Raw genomic sequence first — 15,139 nt, 5'->3', positions numbered from 1 at the left:
AACAGGTGCGTCAGTCCATCCGGTCCAGCTCGGCGGGCGTCGCCGTCCGCGATCTGGGCACCGTCGATTACCAGGCCGCCTGGGAGTTGCAGCGTGAGCTGGCCGATGCCCGGGTGGCAGGCGGGGCCGACACGATGCTGCTGCTGGAGCACCCGGCGGTGTATACCGCCGGCAAGCGCACCGAACCCCACGAACGGCCCATGGATGGCACACCCGTCGTCGACACCGATCGCGGCGGCAAGATCACCTGGCACGGCCCTGGACAGCTGGTCGGCTATCCGGTGATCGGCCTGGCCGAACCGCTCGACGTGGTGAATTATGTTCGGCGCCTTGAGGAATCGCTGATTCGGGTGTGCGCCGATCTCGGCGTGGACGCCGGCCGGGTCGAGGGGCGCTCCGGGGTGTGGCTGCCCGCGACCGGTCCCCGCCCTGCTCGCAAGATCGCCGCGATCGGGGTCCGCGTGGCCCGCGGCATCGCGATGCACGGGTTCGCGCTGAACTGCGATTGCGACCTGCGCGCGTATTCGACGATCGTCCCGTGCGGCATCACCGATGCCGGAGTGACTTCGCTGACGGCGGAACTGGGCCGCCGCGTCGGCGTCGACGACGTCCGCGCCCGGGTGGCCGACGCGGTGTGTGACGCCCTCGACGGCCGCCTGCCCGTAACATTGACGACGTGAGCATTGAACCGGAAGGCCGCAAGCTGCTGCGCCTTGAGGTCCGCAATGCCGAGACCCCGATCGAGCGCAAACCGCCGTGGATCAAGACCCGTGCGCGCATGGGTCCGGAGTACACCGCTCTGAAGAGTCTGGTGCGCCGCGAGGGGCTGCACACCGTGTGTGAGGAAGCGGGCTGTCCCAACATCTTCGAGTGCTGGGAAGAGCGGGAAGCGACGTTCCTGATCGGGGGCGAGCAGTGCACGCGCCGCTGCGATTTCTGCCAGATCGACACCGGCAAGCCGGCTGAACTGGACCGCGACGAGCCGCGCCGGGTGGCCGAGAGCGTGGCGGCGATGGGATTGCGCTACGCGACGGTGACGGGTGTCGCCCGCGACGACCTGCCCGACGGCGGGGCGTGGCTGTACGCCGAGACGGTGCGCGCCATCAAGGCGCTCAACCCTGCCACCGGCGTCGAGCTATTGGCCCCGGACTTCAACGGCGAGCCCGCCTTGCTGCGTGAGGTGTTCGATTCGCGCCCAGAAGTGTTCGCGCACAACGTGGAAACCGTGCCACGGATCTTCAAGCGGATCCGCCCGGCGTTCCGCTACCAACGCAGCCTCGATGTCCTGACTGCTGCCCGCGCGGCGCGTCTGGTCACCAAGAGCAACCTGATCCTCGGCATGGGCGAAACCATCGACGAGGTGCACACCGCGCTGGCCGACCTGCACGGTGCAGGCTGCGACATCGTCACGATAACCCAGTACCTGCGGCCCTCAGTGCGTCATCACCCGGTGGAGCGCTGGGTCAAGCCGGAGGAATTCGTCGCGCTGGCCGAATACGCCGAGGGGCTGGGTTTCGCCGGGGTGCTGTCCGGTCCGTTGGTGCGGTCCTCCTATCGGGCCGGCCGGCTGTACCAGCAGGCCGCGGATGCGCACAAGCTATCGCGGTGACCGCGGCCTACCGCTGATCACCGTTCCGTATTCTTGGTAGTTATGGCGAAAACCCGTAACGCTGCCGAGAACAAGGCAGCCAAGGCCGAGGCGAAGGCCGCCAGCAAGGCCGCAGCCAAGCAGCGCCGCAGCCAGTTGTGGCAGGCGTTCCAGATGCAGCGCAAGGAAGACAAGCGACTGCTCCCCTACATGATCGGCGCGTTCGTGTTGATCGTGGCCGCGTCGGTGGTCGCCGGCGTGCTGGCCGGCGGGATCACCCTCTACCTGCTGATCGTGCTCGGCGTCGTGCTTGGGGCCCTGGTGGCGTTCATCATCTTCGGGCGGCGCGCGCAGAAGTCGGTGTTCCGTAAGGCCGAGGGGCAGACGGGTGCCGCGGCCTGGGCACTGGACAACCTGCGCGGCAAGTGGCGGGTGACGCCGGGGGTTGCGGCCACCGGCCACTTCGACGCCGTGCACCGGGTGATCGGCCGACCGGGCGTGATCTTCGTCGCCGAGGGTTCCGCGGCTCGGGTCCGGCCGCTGTTGGCGCAGGAGAAGAAGCGCACCGCGCGACTGATCGGCGACATCCCGATCTACGACGTGATCGTCGGCAACGGCGAGGGCGAGGTGCCGTTGGCGAAGCTGGAGCGACATCTGACCAAGCTGCCTGCCAACATCACCGTCAAGCAGATGGACTCGCTGGAGTCCAAGCTCGTCGCGCTGGGTTCCCGGATGGGTCCGGCCGCGATGCCCAAGGGCCCGCTGCCCGCACAGGCCAAGATGAAGGGCGTGCAACGCACCGTGCGCAGGCGCTGACCAGTTTCGGGGGGATGTCATTTGTACTGCTTGTGAGTGGGCGCCGCACTTCAGCGCGTTGGGGTCCGGCGATCTGACACGCCGGACCGCGCTTCGTGCTGCTGCTGTGACTGCCGTCGCGACGGCAGCAGCGGCGTGTGCGAAACCGCCCGCTGCGGTGGGCCAGAAGCACGCGGACTTCGTGTACCGCAACGGCAAGATCTACACCGTGTCGCCCGCACATCCGTGGGCGCAGGCGGTGGCGGTCACCGGCAACACCATTTCCTATGTGGGTGACGACGCCGGCGCGGCGTCGCTGGAGGGCCCGGAGACCTGCGTCGTTGACCTCAAGGGCAACCTGATGCTGCCGGGGTTCGTCGAGGGTCACATCCATCCTTTCCTCGGCTCGTTTCTGACCAGTGGCGTCGACCTGCAGGTCCCCACCGGGGCGGACGCACTCGCCGCGATCGCGGCGTACGCAGCGGAGCATCGGGACGGCCCGGTGCGCGGATTCGGTTGGCGCGTCGACATGTTCGGGCCGGACGGGCCCACGCGTCAGGAGCTGGACCGGGTACTGCCGGACCGGCCCGGGTTCTTCTTCGCCATTGACGGCCACAGCATGTGGGCCAACAGCACCGCTCTGGACATCGCCGGCGTCGGCCGCGACACCCCGGACCCGATTCCCGGCTTCAGTTACTACGTCCGCGACGAGCACGGCGATCCCACCGGGTATCTCCTCGAAGTCGACACGGTGCTGAGCCTGGTGAACGCCGTCGATCCGATCTCGCCGCACTCGATGCAGACACTGCTGGAGTCATGGCTACCGAAGGCCTCGGCGGCGGGGATCACCTCGGTCTTCGATGCCGGGGTGCCGCCGATCGGCGAGGATCAGGGCGCATTGATCGCCCTGTACACCGATCTGGAGCGGCGCGGCGAGCTGCCGTTCCGGGTCGTCGCGTCGTACAGCGTGAAAGCGCCACCGGTCGACGACGCCGTGGCGAAGCTGACCGATATCCGCAACCGGATCTCGACAGAACTTGTGACAGTCGGCGCGGTGAAGATCATCGGCGACGGCACCCAGGGTGGATACACCGCGTGGCTGATCGAGCCGTACGCGGACAAACCGGATTCGATCGGCGGCTCGCCGTTCGCAGCGGAACAGTGGCGCCAGCTGGTACGCGAGGTCGACGCGGCCGGCTTCGATGTTCATGTGCACGCCTGCGGCGAGCGGACGGCTCGCACCGCGCTGGATTCGATCGAGGCGGCGATCGCGGTCAACCAGCCGCGTGACCGCAGGCACACCATCGCCCATCTGGTGTACGTCCAGGATCCCGACAGTCGGCGGTTCGGCAAACTCGGTGTGACCGGCCAGTTTTCGGCCAACTGGATGTCGGCCGACCCGGACACCATGCAGAACATGGCAGCGCGATACGGCCAACCCCGTCAGGAGTTGTTCTATCGCGTGCAGGACATCCTGAGGTCCGGCGGCCGGATCTCGCTGGGCACCGATTGGCCCGCGGCCGGCTACTTCTCCACCTACAGGCCGCTCGATTCCATCCAGATCGGGGTGACCCGCCAGCTGATCGGCGAGCCCCATGCGCCCGCGCTGGCGCCGGCCGATCAGAAGCTCAGCGTCGCCGAGGCCGTGCACGCCAACACGATGGGCGCCGCCTACCAGATCCGACTCGACGACAAGGTCGGCTCGGTCGAGGTGGGCAAGCGCGCCGATCTGATCGTGTTGGATTCCAACATCTTCGAGATCGACCCGCACGACATCCACCGTGCGACCGTCACGATGACGATGATGAACGGACAGGTCCGCCACCAGGTCTAGTCAGGCGGCAATCACCCGCACCAGCTCACCGTTGAGATACACCTCCGCGGCGCTCCTCGGAATCTTCGGCGTGCCCGGCATCGGTGGTGCCGCAGAGTGGTAGTGCGCCCCGGTCGGGGTTATGAATTCCGCTGTGTGAACGCCGCTCTCGCCGACACCGGCGATCACCTGCCAGCCCGGCGACTCCTTGGCATAGTTGCATGCCTCACATAGGCCCTGCCCGTTCTCGGCGCTGGTGGCACCGCCGCGGGAGTGCGGTATCGCATGGTCGTGGTGCCGAATCGGCGCATCGCAGTATGGGGTTCGGCAACGCTGATCCCGCAGTTCGATGAACTCCGCCAAGCCTTTCGGGAACAACCGCGACCGCGAGTCCATGGCGACCAGTGCGCCGCTGTCCGGGTTTGCGTACAGCCGGCGCAGCGTCGCGCGGGAACGCTCATCGGTCACCGTGTTCATGATCATCTTCTGAGCCACCGATGAGGGCATTGAGCCATAACCGGCGATCACCGCCGCGCCCTGCTCGGCTCCGAGGAGCATTTGATCGGAGACCACCACGTTGACCGCTACCGGGACCGGTTGATCGGCCGGCCGTCCCGTCACGCGCTCGACCAGCGCGTCGGCCATGACTTGGCCGCGGGAGCGAGCATCGCAACTGATATCGGCTTCTCGCTTGAGCGCGGCGTACACCGACACTCCGTGCGCCACCGGCAGCAACGCCGTCACATAGGTCATCGTGTCCGGGGCGGGGCGGATGGTGACGTTGCGCTCGGTCTCCGCCGTCGCCGCCCTGTCCACCACTGCGTGCGGGTCGAGCCGATCGGCGATCGCCTTGGCATCGGCGGCCAACGCGCTGTCCCCCACACCCTCCAAAGCGGCCGGATCCGAACATAATTCGGCATCGAGCCGACGCCGATCGTCGACATCGAGGCAGGCCGACTCACGCACGACAATCGTGGCCCGCCACTCGGACAGCACCCCGCTCTCCAAAGCGGCCAGCGTGTGCGGCATCTCGTATACCAACGCCTTGGCGAATCCGAGGTGCCGGTTTCCCCGACTGGGCGAATCCCGCCGGGCCAGCGCCACCTCGGCCGCCACCCCGCGACCCCGCCGGGCGGCAGGAACCCCGGCCACCGCCTCCGCGGCACGCCGCCCGCTGTCGAGTGCGGCCGTCAACCGCGCCTGCACCGCGGCGGCGGCGGACTTCAGCCGCTCCATCGCCGCAATGCGTTCGACCAGCTCCGACTCCGCGGCAGCCAGGTCGATATCGAGTAATTCATCGAACATGTGTTCGATTATGCCATCCGGCCCCGACACGACCCGACAAGAAGCGTCAGCGCCGAACGACAGCCGTCATCGTCAGCCGGTCCTGCAGCCCGCGCCCGTCGGCGTCGGTGAACAAGCCGGGGATCACCAAGGCGAGCAACAATCCCCGGGCGATCGCCCGGCCACTGCCGACGTGCTGGCGGTTGTCGACCGGGATCACCATCAACCCCAGCGCGTACTGCCCCGGAGTGAATCCGAACAGTCGTACCGACAGCACGCCCAGCACGAACCAAATCGCCAGGACCGCCGTCGACAGCACCGAGATACTGATCAGCCCCAGCGACATCCCGAGCGCCGCCAGGCCGTAACCGATCAGCCAGTCGATCAGCAGTGCCAGGAAACGCCGGCCCATCCGCGCCAGCGAACGAGGCCCGGATTCCGGCAGACCCAGCTCCTTGCCCGGCCACCCGGCATCGTCACCCGGCTTCACCGGTTCCGGTCCGGACAGCCAGGATCCGAGTTCGCGTGCCATGGCCCCAGGATATGCGGACCTGCGGCATCCCCCTGTCCAGCGCCGCAGGTCCATTGCGTAACGTCGGCGCAACATGAGCTTGACGACCGTGCAACATCAGATCCATAGCGTCAGCCGCGGGTTAACAAACCCACGTGCCGATATCTGCGTCAAACCGGCTGCACCGAAGGAGTTAGTAAGTGGCAGAAAAGACAGCTGACGACCTGTTCAAGCTGATCAAGGACCAAAAAGTCGAGTACGTCGACATCCGGTTCTGCGATCTGCCTGGCGTGGTCCAGCACTTCTCGATCCCCGCCTCAGCGTTCGACGAGAGCGTTTTCGAGGACGGCCTGGCGTTCGACGGTTCGTCGGTGCGCGGTTTCCAGTCGATCCACGAGTCCGACATGCTGCTGCTTCCGGACCCCGTCACCGCACGCATCGACCCGTTCCGTGCCGCCAAGACGCTCAACCTCAACTTCTTCGTGCACGATCCCTTCACCCGTGAGGCCTACTCGCGCGACCCGCGCAACGTGGCCCGCAAGGCGGAGAACTACCTGATCAGCACCGGCATCGCCGACACCGCCTACTTCGGTGCCGAGGCCGAGTTCTACATCTTCGACTCGGTGAGCTTCGACTCGAAGATCAACGGCACCTTCTACGAGGTCGACTCCGAGTCCGGCTGGTGGAACTCCGGCGAGCCCTTCGAGGCCGACGGTTCGGCCAACCGCGGCTACAAGGTGCGCCCGAAGGGCGGCTACTTCCCGGTGGCGCCGTACGACCACTACGTCGACCTGCGCGACGACATCACCACCAACCTGCAGAACGCCGGCTTCACGATCGAGCGCGGCCACCATGAGGTGGGCACCGCCGGCCAGGCCGAGATCAACTACAAGTTCAACACGCTGCTGCATGCGGCCGACGACGTGCTGCTGTTCAAGTACATCGTCAAGAACACGGCGTGGGCGGCAGGCAAGACCGTCACGTTCATGCCGAAGCCGCTGTTCGGCGACAACGGTTCGGGCATGCACGTGCACCAGTCGCTGTGGAAGGACGGCAAGCCGCTGTTCCACGACGAGTCGGGATATGCCGGTCTGTCGGACATCGCCCGCCACTACATCGGCGGCATCCTGCATCACGCGCCGTCGCTGCTGGCGTTCACCAACCCGACGGTGAACTCCTACAAGCGCCTGGTGCCGGGCTACGAGGCCCCGATCAACCTGGTGTACAGCCAGCGCAACCGGTCGGCCGCGGTGCGTATCCCGATCACCGGCAACAACCCAAAGGCCAAGCGTCTCGAGTTCCGCGCACCGGACAGCTCGGGCAACCCGTATCTCGCGTTCGCGGCGATGATGATGGCCGGCCTGGACGGCATCAAGAAGAAGATCGAGCCGCAGACGCCGGTCGACAAGGACCTCTACGAGCTCCCGCCGGAAGAGGCCGCCAACATCCCGCAGGCGCCGACGTCCCTGTCGGCGGTGATCGACCGTCTCGAGGCTGATCACGAATACCTCACCGAGGGAGGCGTTTTCACGACCGACCTGATCGAGACGTGGATCTCCTACAAGCGTGAGAACGAGATCATGCCCGTTCAGATCCGCCCTCACCCGTACGAGTTTGCGCTGTACTACGACGTGTAAGTCGACGCCGCGCAAGACCGACGGAGCCCACTCACCCCTCCACGGGGCGGGTGGGCTCCCTCGTTGCACGTTACCGGGCGACGCCTATCCGGACCGTAGTCCGAATAGTATTGTCGTCGTATGGCACAAACCCTTGACGCGCGACTCGGCGGCTATCACTCCCCCGTCCTCGGAATATTCCGGATTGTCATCGGCCTGCTCTTCGCCATACACGGCGCGGTGAAATTGTTCGCATGGCCCATCTCCCAGGGCGGCGCAGCCCCGATCGGAAGCTGGCCGTACTGGTGGGCCGGTGTGATCGAACTCGTCGTCGGCCTGCTCGTGGCGCTCGGCCTGTTCACGCGCATCGCCGCGCTCGTCGGCTCCGGTGAGATGGCGTTCGCCTACTTCACCCAGCATCTACCCCACGGCCTGCTGCCGATTCAGAACCAGGGCGAGCTCGCTGTTCTGTACTGCTTCGCACTGTTCCTGCTGGCCTTCTCCGGCCCTGGCGCGTTCGCAGTACAGGGTGGCCGGCTTCGCCGGTGACCGTCAGCACCTGTCACACGCATTCCAGCAGCGTGTCGGGTACCTCACCCACCGGTCCGATGGCCGCATGGGTGCGCAACTGACCGCTCACCGGATCGGTTGTCACACAGATGATCCCGCACTTCCCCGCGTCGATCCGCTGGGAGATGATGGGAGATCGCTCCATCAGCGCCACGCCGGTTTCGACGATGTGCGCGGCAGTGACCCCATCGACGGAGTCCGCGCTGGCACCCCGGCGCACGATGGACGACAGTGCTTGCTGCACGGCAATGCGGGTTGCACCCTCGGGAATCACCGCGTCATCCCAGGCCCTCATCGCGGCACGCATGGCGCGGCAGTCCGCGTGGCCCAGCACCACGATCAGCGGTACTTCCAGCGTGTCCACGGCACACTCCATGGTGGCCAGGACACCGTCGTCGATGACATGACCCCAGGTGCTGACATCGACCAGCGAGCCCCAACTCTGCCCGAGAATCATCTCGCTGCCGACAGCTGCATCCGCGCAACGGAATACCGCAGCGATCGGGGCCTGCAGGGCAGGCTCGCGCTGGCCGCCTCGAACCGGGACGAAGAACTTCTCGTTGCCGGCCCGCAGACGATGCCAGGTGTTCATCGGGTTGGACATATTGTGATCCTTTCTCTGGGTGATACGGATTCAGCAGAAGTACTCGGGTCGGCTGACATAGGTCTCTGTCACGAACATCACTCCGGGACAGGCGTCGAGCAGAGAGCGCAGCCCGGCCAGCAACGCGTCCGCCTTGCCCTCCGGGACCACGGTGATCAGAAGTTCCAGCGCCGCCTGCTGGTTGAACAGCAGCTTGCCCTGCCGGTAGCCGTGGTGCCCGAGCCCTGAGACGCCGGACACGCTGGTGTACCCGGTGGCGCCGACACTTTGGATCAGTTCCCGGACAGCGGCGGCGTCGCTGCCGGGAACCACCACCTCGACCTTGATCATCTTGGTGAGTGCTGATGTAGTCATGAGACCCTCTCTTCATCGAGAACAGTTGGTAGGGAATAGGATTCGAACCAAGGCCGCCATCCCGTGCGGGTCCACTGCTGCCACGGAGCTTCCGCGCTCGGCCTGGCGGCAAGGCTGACCCACTCATTTCCGAACAACCGCTGCAGGATCGGGTTGCGGTCGATGATGGTGTCGATCCGTGACAGCGGAGCCTGGATCACCGCGAGCAGCCGCATCGGCTCGTGCCGCAGCCTGCTGCCGTCGGCAATGGATTGCCAGGGCAGTCCCAGTCGTAGATCACCGTTGTGCCCACTGATGACGCCGGCGCTACCGACCACGTTGTGGACGGTCTTGGTGCCGGCCCCGAACACATCGGGCGCGACGGCCGAGAAGTAGTACTGGCAGTTGATCCACTGGGCGACGACGAGCGGGGCCGTCATGATGGTCTCCAGAGCACTGCCGTCCGCGTCGACCTCGGCGTCGTAGGAGTGCAGGAACGTCCGCCGTTGGAGGTCGAGGCCGGCCGACATATCACGGGGACCGACGATGAACGCGGCATTGTCGGCCAGCCCCCATTCGGGGTAAACCTGTGCCCAGTCAACCGATCTGGTGCTGACGTGACGGGCCGCCCGCGCCCGTGTGCGTACGCGGCGCGCACCGGGAAGTGTCGCGCAGCGTTCGGCTGCCAATGCGGCTCCCGCATGAGCCAGGTCGACATCCAATCGCGCGACGTCCTCCTGGTGCGTCGCCGGAATCAGGTGGCGGTCCAAGATCTGGATCCGGTCCCTGGTCGTATCGTGTTGGGCCGCGACGAACCAGGTTTGGTCCGGGATGTCGATTGCCATGCCGCGCAGTTCCCGGCGCACCTCGGTTTCGTTGAGTATCGCCACCGCGGTCCGGGCATTGGGTCCGCCCGCCTGTCCCCCGCACGCACCGCAGTCCAGCGCTGCCTGGTACGGGTTGTTCTCCGATGAGCTTCCGTGTGCGCAGAGCACCACCAGCCGGCCGAAGCCGTCGACCAAACCCATCGTGGCGAGCGCAACGTTGGCGAACAGCACCCGCTCGGCCAGCGGCATGGCGTCCACGCTGAGCACCGTCGCCGCTTCCGGCACCGCCAGAGTGTGCAGATGCCGGCGGATCGCGCCGCTGAGCGCGGGCGTCAGCGTCTTCGCCGCGGCCAGCGGGGCGGCGGCCCAACCGGCGGCTTCGGCAAGGGTAAAGGGCGCTGCCACAGCCTCTTTGGCGGTGTGGAACGCCGCTTCGGCCCCCGCCAGGCGCCGCGCACCCGACATCCGGCGCTCCGCTTGGTGCGTGCCGTCGGCAGATGCGAGCTCAGAGATCTCGTGGCTGGGCGCGATGAGGACAGGGCACAGGTCGCTGGCGACTCCGCCCATCAGATCGGTGAAACGGATGGCGGCAGCGAAGAACCCGGCGAATCCCAGCGTTTGATATCCGCCCAGCGACTCCAGGTGACGTCGCAGCCCCTCGGAGCGGGTGTCGATGCAGGTCACCACCTGGGTGTGGATGTGCTCACGGTGCAGATCTCGTGCGGCACGGTCAAGCGCGCGCAGCAGCCCGCCGCGATAGTGGGACTCAAAGGCACTCTGCCAGAGGGGCTCTCGCGCCGTCACCGGCATTGCCGCGAGTACCCGTGCGGCCACCGATAGTTCGTCGTCACTGACTCCGACGAGTCCCAGGACCGTGGCGATGTGGTCGGCTCGTTCCCGCGCCGACGGCGGTGTCGCGACCGGGCGATCTGCGGGGCGGTCCGAGTGATCGACGGCGAGCAGCGCGCTCTCGTATGCCAGTCGCATGGCGGCGTAGTCAGTGAGATCGATTCCCACCGACTTGCCGCTACCCCAGTGGATGTGCGCTGCCCACCCGGGCAGCCGGGAGAGATGCGCCTGCAGGTAGGCAATGCGCCTGTCGTCACCTACCCCGAGCGCCTCCAGTGCCGTCAGCGCGGCGTCTTCCGCACGCTCAGATGTCCGGCGGAGCCGTGCTCGCACCGCGCGCTTCAGGGAAGGATCGCGGGGAGCCAGCGCCCGCCATGCCGAGTAGAAACCGCTCTCCCGGCCCGGCATCGGCCATGCACCCGCACCGAAGAAAGCCGTGCACCACTTGGCCGTCTGCGCGTCGACGGTATCGGCGAGCTGCGGGGCGAGTTCCTCGGAGCGGGTCCGGTAGCGGCGCACCGGTTCGAGGCAGCCCACGCCGTGCAGCAGATCGGCTCTCATCAATTCGAGTGGGCTCAGGTCGCGCCCCCCGAACCGCAGCGGCTCGGCGCCGGCAAGATTGGGATAGCGGCGACTCAGCGCAGCATCGAGATCGGCGTCTGTGACTCGACCAGCACCATGCATCTTGCGGAAGTCCTTGATGCGCAAAATACCTGGCGTGCCATACACGTCGCCGGCGCGCCGGATCGCCTGGTCGAAGGGCATGTTCTCCAGCCCTGCGAGCGGGTTCACCGCGATGAACGTCTCCAGCGGGTAGTGAGTGGGCAACACCCGGGCAGCGAGTGCGACATCACTGCGGAGGCGGGCCCGGCGGCCCTCGATGGTGGTCGATTCCGTGGCGGTCACGAACGTGCTCCTCTCGACGGGGCGAGCAGTGGCGAGGTGATGTATCCGGCGCTGAGTGCTCTGGCGTATATCGCGCGGTGCAGCGACGTTCCCGGGGACCAGCGCACCGCCGCCACCGCCGCGAGGATGGTCACCACGGCGGCGAGGACGGGCCAGGACAGTGCCGACGGCATCGCGGTGGGCAGGGCGGGCGCCAGGTAATGCGTTGCGGCTGAGGTCAGTCCGAGGTAGGTGATGGCTACGGGAGGCAGCACAGCCAGGACCATGACAAGGTCTGCCGGGCCTCTGAGGTGTCTCAGCCAACCCCACGTCGCCGCGGCGCCGGTGACCCAGGCGAAGATCAGCAGCGCCTGCTCGGCGTGCTGCCCGCCGGCTGACATGGGGATGACCATGGTCGCCGCATAGAGCGCGGCGCCCGGAAGGACCGTCGCGAGCGCTCCATTGAGCAGGCGCCGTCGAGCGGTCATCGCCGGTGGGCGCGGATGGAAGGCCGCGCGGCGCCGCCGAGCGACGCCGGATCCGGACGACAGGAACAGGGTCGCCTTGTAGAACCCGTGGGCGACCAGGTGGAAGATCGTCGCGGCCCACAGTCCCAGTCCGCAGGTGAGGATCATGAAGCCCATCTGTGCCATCGTCGAATTCACAAGCGCCCCTTTGACATCGGGTTTCACCAGCATGATGACCGCCCCGTACACCAGCGTGGTGGCACCCGCCACGATGGTCAGTGCGCGGGCCGTATCGCCGGAGGCCAGCGGGGCGAGGCGAAGCAGGAGGATCCCGCCGGCGTTGACGACACCCGCATGCAGCAAGGCGGAGACCGGAGTCGGCGCCGCCAAGGTGGCCGGCAGCCACTTGTGGAAGGGCACCTGAGCGGAGCGGGAAAGGGCGGCGACCACCGCGAGGCAGCCGACGACAGGAACCAGCGGCCCGGAGAGCGCCTCGTCGGCAAGCGCACGCAGGTCCGAGACACCCCACCGCGCGGTGACGATCACGACCACGCCCCACAGGGCCAGGTCACCGATGAGGAACGCGATGGCGGTCCGCCGAACCCCGTCCCGAGCGGCGGGCAGATGCCAGTACATCCCCAGCAGCAGACAGAGTGCGACACCGGCCAGGGTCCAGCCCACTGCGAGCCCGGGCAGCGTCGTCGCGGTGACCATCCCGGCCGAGGCGGATGTGAGAAGGGACGCCCCCGCGGTGAACCTGCCCGCCCGGGGATCGCCGGCGAGGTAGCGGATCGCGAACGCCTGGACGACGGTGCTCACGCCGAAGACGAGGAGCAACAGGACCGCGGCGACCCGGTCGATGCCCATCCCGACACCGGCGAACACGGCCAGTACGCAGGCGATGGGGAAGCCCGTTCCGGCGACAAACGCCCCGGAGTACCCGAGCCAACGGTATCGCCGCCCGGCCAGCAGGGCCGCTACCAGTGCGAACAGCCCAGGTGTCACCGTCACTGCGGGAAGAAGCGCGTTCACGTTGACCAACATGCGACACAAATTACGTGTATTAGAATACGTGTGTCAAGCTTCGCGAAACGTGCGTCGTCAGACAGGGTCGAGTTGGGGCACACCCCTAACAGGCGCGGGAGATTTCCGGTCTTGTTAATGCCGAACTAGAATTCGCGCATGGCGGAGTGGACGTTCTTGACCAACCACGCTCACACTCTGCTGTGCATCGCCCGCGACCCCGGGATCCGCCTACGGGACGTCGCCGAACGCGTCGGCGTGACCGAACGCGCCGCACAGCGCATCGTCAGCGATCTGGTCGAGGCCGGTTACCTGGACCGGCTACGCGAAGGCCGGCGGAACTACTACCGCATCCGCGCGGATCGTCCACTGAGGCATCCCGTCGAACGCGGCCATCGCGTCGGCGAGATCCTGGCGGTGCTGCATGAGCCGAAGGACCCGGACGGCGCGAGCTGACAGCAGGCCCGCCACCTACACCGACGCTAGGCGTCCAGTGCCAAATCCTTACGGAACCGGCGCATCCCATCGATCTTGTCGGCGGTCGAGGCGTCAGGGCCGGAGTAAAACATCCACGGCATCGTCACGATGCCGGTGATGCCCGCCGCCGCGGCGCGCTCGTAGTGCGGAATCGTGAACGCATCGGTCAGCGGGGTCAGGATCTCGTAACCGTCCATGCCGAGCCCTTTTTCGGCACGCAACTCGCGCAGTTTGTCGACCCGCAGGATCGCCTGGTCCAGGCTGATCAGGTCACCGATCCAACCGTCGAGGCGGGCAGCCCGGCGCAGCGCGATGTCGGACAATCCGCCGCTGTAGATCGGGATGTGCGGCGGCGTCGGCATCATCTCCAGTCTCGGAGTCTTGTAGAACTCGCCGTCGAACTCGGTCCAGCCCGGCTGCCACAACGCACGCATCAGCTCGATCATCTCGTCGGTCCGCTTGCCGCGCTTGGCGAACTGCTGACCCATCAGGGTGAACTCTTCTTCGCACCAGCCGACGCCGATACCGAGCTCCACCCTGCCGTCGGCCAGATAAGCCGCAGTACCAATGGATTTCGCCGCCGAATACGGATCCCGCATCCCCGGGATGTACACCGTGGTCACGAATCTGATCTGTTGCGTGGCCTGTGCCAGCGCACCGACCAGCACCCACGGGTCGGGCCAGTCGGTGAACGGCTGCCAGCGCCGCTCGCCGTTCTTCGTGTACGGGTACGGGGTCGACAGCGTTTCCAGGTTCACCACATGGTCGGGAATGCCGAGGCCCTCATAGCCCAGGTCATCGGCGGCCTTCGCGATCTCGACGATCTCACGGGTCTCCAGAAACGCAACGCTCACATAGAATTTCACTGTGCATCCCTCGCCCACGCCGGCATGATGAAGACTCCTTCTGCTTCTACGGTCGGTCCTTCTGCGTCGCTGAGGAATCCGCGCGCGTAGGTCTTATAGCCTTCGGTTCGTTCGAGCCACGCCTCGCCGCGCAGCGGTCCCAGCGGTGTTCCCCGCAGGTATCTCAGCGTGATCGTGCCGGTGAACTTCGGCTTGCTGAGCTGGCTGGTGGCCGCCTCGCCCAAGAGCTGGTCGAGCAGCAGCGCGCAAATGCCGCCGTGCACCAACCCGGGTGGTCCCTCATACACCGGCCCGAGCGTGAACTCGGTCCAGCACCGGCCGTCCTCGTGGTGGGTGATCATCGGCGGAGCGAGCGGATTGTGCCGGCCTACAGCAGGATTGCGCCACACCACCGGAAGACCGGACTCCTCGTGACGCAGTATCCGAGGCCGGTCGGTCGGGGTGCGTTCGAGTGTCTCGCTCACCTCGTCGATGGTCTGCCGCGCCTGCGCAATGGTCTCGGCGTCGGCCCCGCTGTGCAGGCTGGCATCGATGAGCCTGCGCAGCGCCTCCGCGAGCGGTTCGTGCAACGCCTTCACCCGGTCGTGCTCGTCGGCGCTGATGACGCCATATTCAAAATCCATCCCCGACC

The 15,139-nt window shown here is 66.8% G+C and carries 15 protein-coding genes; 7 read left to right on the top strand and 8 right to left on the bottom strand.

Going from position 1 to position 15,139, the window contains the following annotated elements:
• Positions 1-5: 5 nt before the first annotated feature.
• Genes lipB through Y900_RS22540 form a run of 4 tightly spaced genes read left to right on the top strand, consistent with a single transcriptional unit; the run spans position 6 to position 4,217 of the window.
• Positions 6-680, top strand: coding sequence for a lipoyl(octanoyl) transferase LipB (gene lipB, locus Y900_RS22555; RefSeq protein WP_036344632.1), 675 nt, complete (start codon positions 6-8; stop codon positions 678-680).
• On the top strand, positions 677-1,609 hold the full coding sequence (lipA, locus tag Y900_RS22550; protein ID WP_036344631.1) for a lipoyl synthase: 933 nt from the start codon (positions 677-679) through the stop codon (positions 1,607-1,609). Before lipB ends, lipA begins: the two co-directional genes overlap by 4 nt.
• A gap of 42 nt (positions 1,610-1,651) precedes the next feature.
• The gene (locus Y900_RS22545) at positions 1,652-2,404 is read left to right on the top strand and encodes a DUF4191 domain-containing protein (RefSeq protein ID WP_036344630.1); all 753 of its coding nucleotides are present in this window, start codon (positions 1,652-1,654) and stop codon (positions 2,402-2,404) included.
• Positions 2,405-2,423: 19 nt separating this feature from the next.
• The gene (locus Y900_RS22540; RefSeq protein WP_081845201.1) at positions 2,424-4,217 is read left to right on the top strand and encodes an amidohydrolase; all 1,794 of its coding nucleotides are present in this window, start codon (positions 2,424-2,426) and stop codon (positions 4,215-4,217) included.
• On the opposite strand, the gene Y900_RS22535 is transcribed toward Y900_RS22540, so the two are convergent.
• Both Y900_RS22535 and Y900_RS22530 read right to left on the bottom strand, forming a co-directional pair.
• The gene (locus Y900_RS22535; protein ID WP_036344629.1) at positions 4,218-5,501 is read right to left on the bottom strand and encodes an HNH endonuclease; all 1,284 of its coding nucleotides are present in this window, start codon (positions 5,499-5,501) and stop codon (positions 4,218-4,220) included.
• A 46-nt stretch (positions 5,502-5,547) separates the two neighbouring features.
• Entirely contained in the window at positions 5,548-6,012 is a 465-nt protein-coding gene (locus Y900_RS22530; protein ID WP_036344628.1) for an RDD family protein, read from the bottom strand.
• Positions 6,013-6,191: 179 nt separating this feature from the next.
• Here Y900_RS22530 and glnA point away from each other — a divergent pair, with 179 nt between their 5' ends.
• The gene (gene glnA, locus Y900_RS22525; RefSeq protein WP_036344627.1) at positions 6,192-7,628 is read left to right on the top strand and encodes a type I glutamate--ammonia ligase; all 1,437 of its coding nucleotides are present in this window, start codon (positions 6,192-6,194) and stop codon (positions 7,626-7,628) included.
• Between the two features lie 120 nt (positions 7,629-7,748).
• Positions 7,749-8,156: a DoxX family protein gene (locus tag Y900_RS22520; protein WP_036344626.1), complete on the top strand. Its 408-nt coding sequence runs from the start codon at positions 7,749-7,751 to the stop codon at positions 8,154-8,156.
• 13 nt (positions 8,157-8,169) lie between these two features.
• Here the strand turns inward: Y900_RS22520 and Y900_RS22515 are convergent, their stop codons facing one another.
• From Y900_RS22515 to Y900_RS30430, 4 genes are read right to left on the bottom strand one after another with little or no spacing between them, the layout of a single operon-like run.
• Complete coding sequence (locus Y900_RS22515; protein WP_036344625.1) at positions 8,170-8,781, bottom strand: carbonic anhydrase; 612 nt, start codon at positions 8,779-8,781, stop codon at positions 8,170-8,172.
• A gap of 30 nt (positions 8,782-8,811) precedes the next feature.
• Positions 8,812-9,135 (bottom strand): P-II family nitrogen regulator, encoded by a 324-nt coding sequence (locus Y900_RS22510; protein WP_036344624.1) that lies wholly within the window; start codon positions 9,133-9,135, stop codon positions 8,812-8,814.
• A complete protein-coding gene (locus Y900_RS22505) occupies positions 9,132-11,696 on the bottom strand; it encodes a DUF2309 domain-containing protein (protein WP_036344623.1) in 2,565 nt (854 codons plus the stop codon). Before Y900_RS22505 ends, Y900_RS22510 begins: the two co-directional genes overlap by 4 nt.
• A complete protein-coding gene (locus Y900_RS30430) occupies positions 11,693-13,186 on the bottom strand; it encodes a proton-conducting transporter transmembrane domain-containing protein (protein WP_051660204.1) in 1,494 nt (497 codons plus the stop codon). Before Y900_RS30430 ends, Y900_RS22505 begins: the two co-directional genes overlap by 4 nt.
• Positions 13,187-13,324: 138 nt before the next feature.
• On the opposite strand from Y900_RS30430, the gene Y900_RS22495 reads away from it, so the two are divergent.
• Positions 13,325-13,621: a helix-turn-helix transcriptional regulator gene (locus Y900_RS22495; RefSeq protein ID WP_036344622.1), complete on the top strand. Its 297-nt coding sequence runs from the start codon at positions 13,325-13,327 to the stop codon at positions 13,619-13,621.
• A 26-nt stretch (positions 13,622-13,647) separates the two neighbouring features.
• On the opposite strand, the gene Y900_RS22490 is transcribed toward Y900_RS22495, so the two are convergent.
• Complete coding sequence (locus Y900_RS22490) at positions 13,648-14,508, bottom strand: TIGR03619 family F420-dependent LLM class oxidoreductase (RefSeq protein ID WP_036347542.1); 861 nt, start codon at positions 14,506-14,508, stop codon at positions 13,648-13,650.
• On the bottom strand, positions 14,505-15,131 hold the full coding sequence (locus Y900_RS22485; protein ID WP_036344620.1) for a PaaI family thioesterase: 627 nt from the start codon (positions 15,129-15,131) through the stop codon (positions 14,505-14,507). The genes Y900_RS22490 and Y900_RS22485 overlap by 4 nt, the downstream gene beginning before the upstream one ends.
• Between the last annotated feature and the right edge of the window lie 8 nt (positions 15,132-15,139).

Source organism: Mycolicibacterium aromaticivorans JS19b1 = JCM 16368 (genome assembly GCF_000559085.1).
Lineage (GTDB): Bacteria > Actinomycetota > Actinomycetes > Mycobacteriales > Mycobacteriaceae > Mycobacterium > Mycobacterium aromaticivorans.
Note: the sequence above shows the minus strand (reverse complement) of the source record. Positions and strands in the feature narration are given on the sequence as shown.

Coding starts and splice junctions, on each gene's coding strand:
- Y900_RS22510 (WP_036344624.1), bottom strand. CDS start 9,135: ATGACTACATCAGCACTCACCAAGATGATCAAGGTCGAGGTGGTGGTT.
- Y900_RS22545 (WP_036344630.1), top strand. CDS start 1,652: ATGGCGAAAACCCGTAACGCTGCCGAGAACAAGGCAGCCAAGGCCGAG.
- Y900_RS22485 (WP_036344620.1), bottom strand. CDS start 15,131: ATGGATTTTGAATATGGCGTCATCAGCGCCGACGAGCACGACCGGGTG.
- Y900_RS22495 (WP_036344622.1), top strand. CDS start 13,325: ATGGCGGAGTGGACGTTCTTGACCAACCACGCTCACACTCTGCTGTGC.
- Y900_RS22535 (WP_036344629.1), bottom strand. CDS start 5,501: ATGTTCGATGAATTACTCGATATCGACCTGGCTGCCGCGGAGTCGGAG.
- Y900_RS30430 (WP_051660204.1), bottom strand. CDS start 13,186: ATGTTGGTCAACGTGAACGCGCTTCTTCCCGCAGTGACGGTGACACCT.
- Y900_RS22520 (WP_036344626.1), top strand. CDS start 7,749: ATGGCACAAACCCTTGACGCGCGACTCGGCGGCTATCACTCCCCCGTC.
- Y900_RS22530 (WP_036344628.1), bottom strand. CDS start 6,012: ATGGCACGCGAACTCGGATCCTGGCTGTCCGGACCGGAACCGGTGAAG.
- Y900_RS22515 (WP_036344625.1), bottom strand. CDS start 8,781: ATGTCCAACCCGATGAACACCTGGCATCGTCTGCGGGCCGGCAACGAG.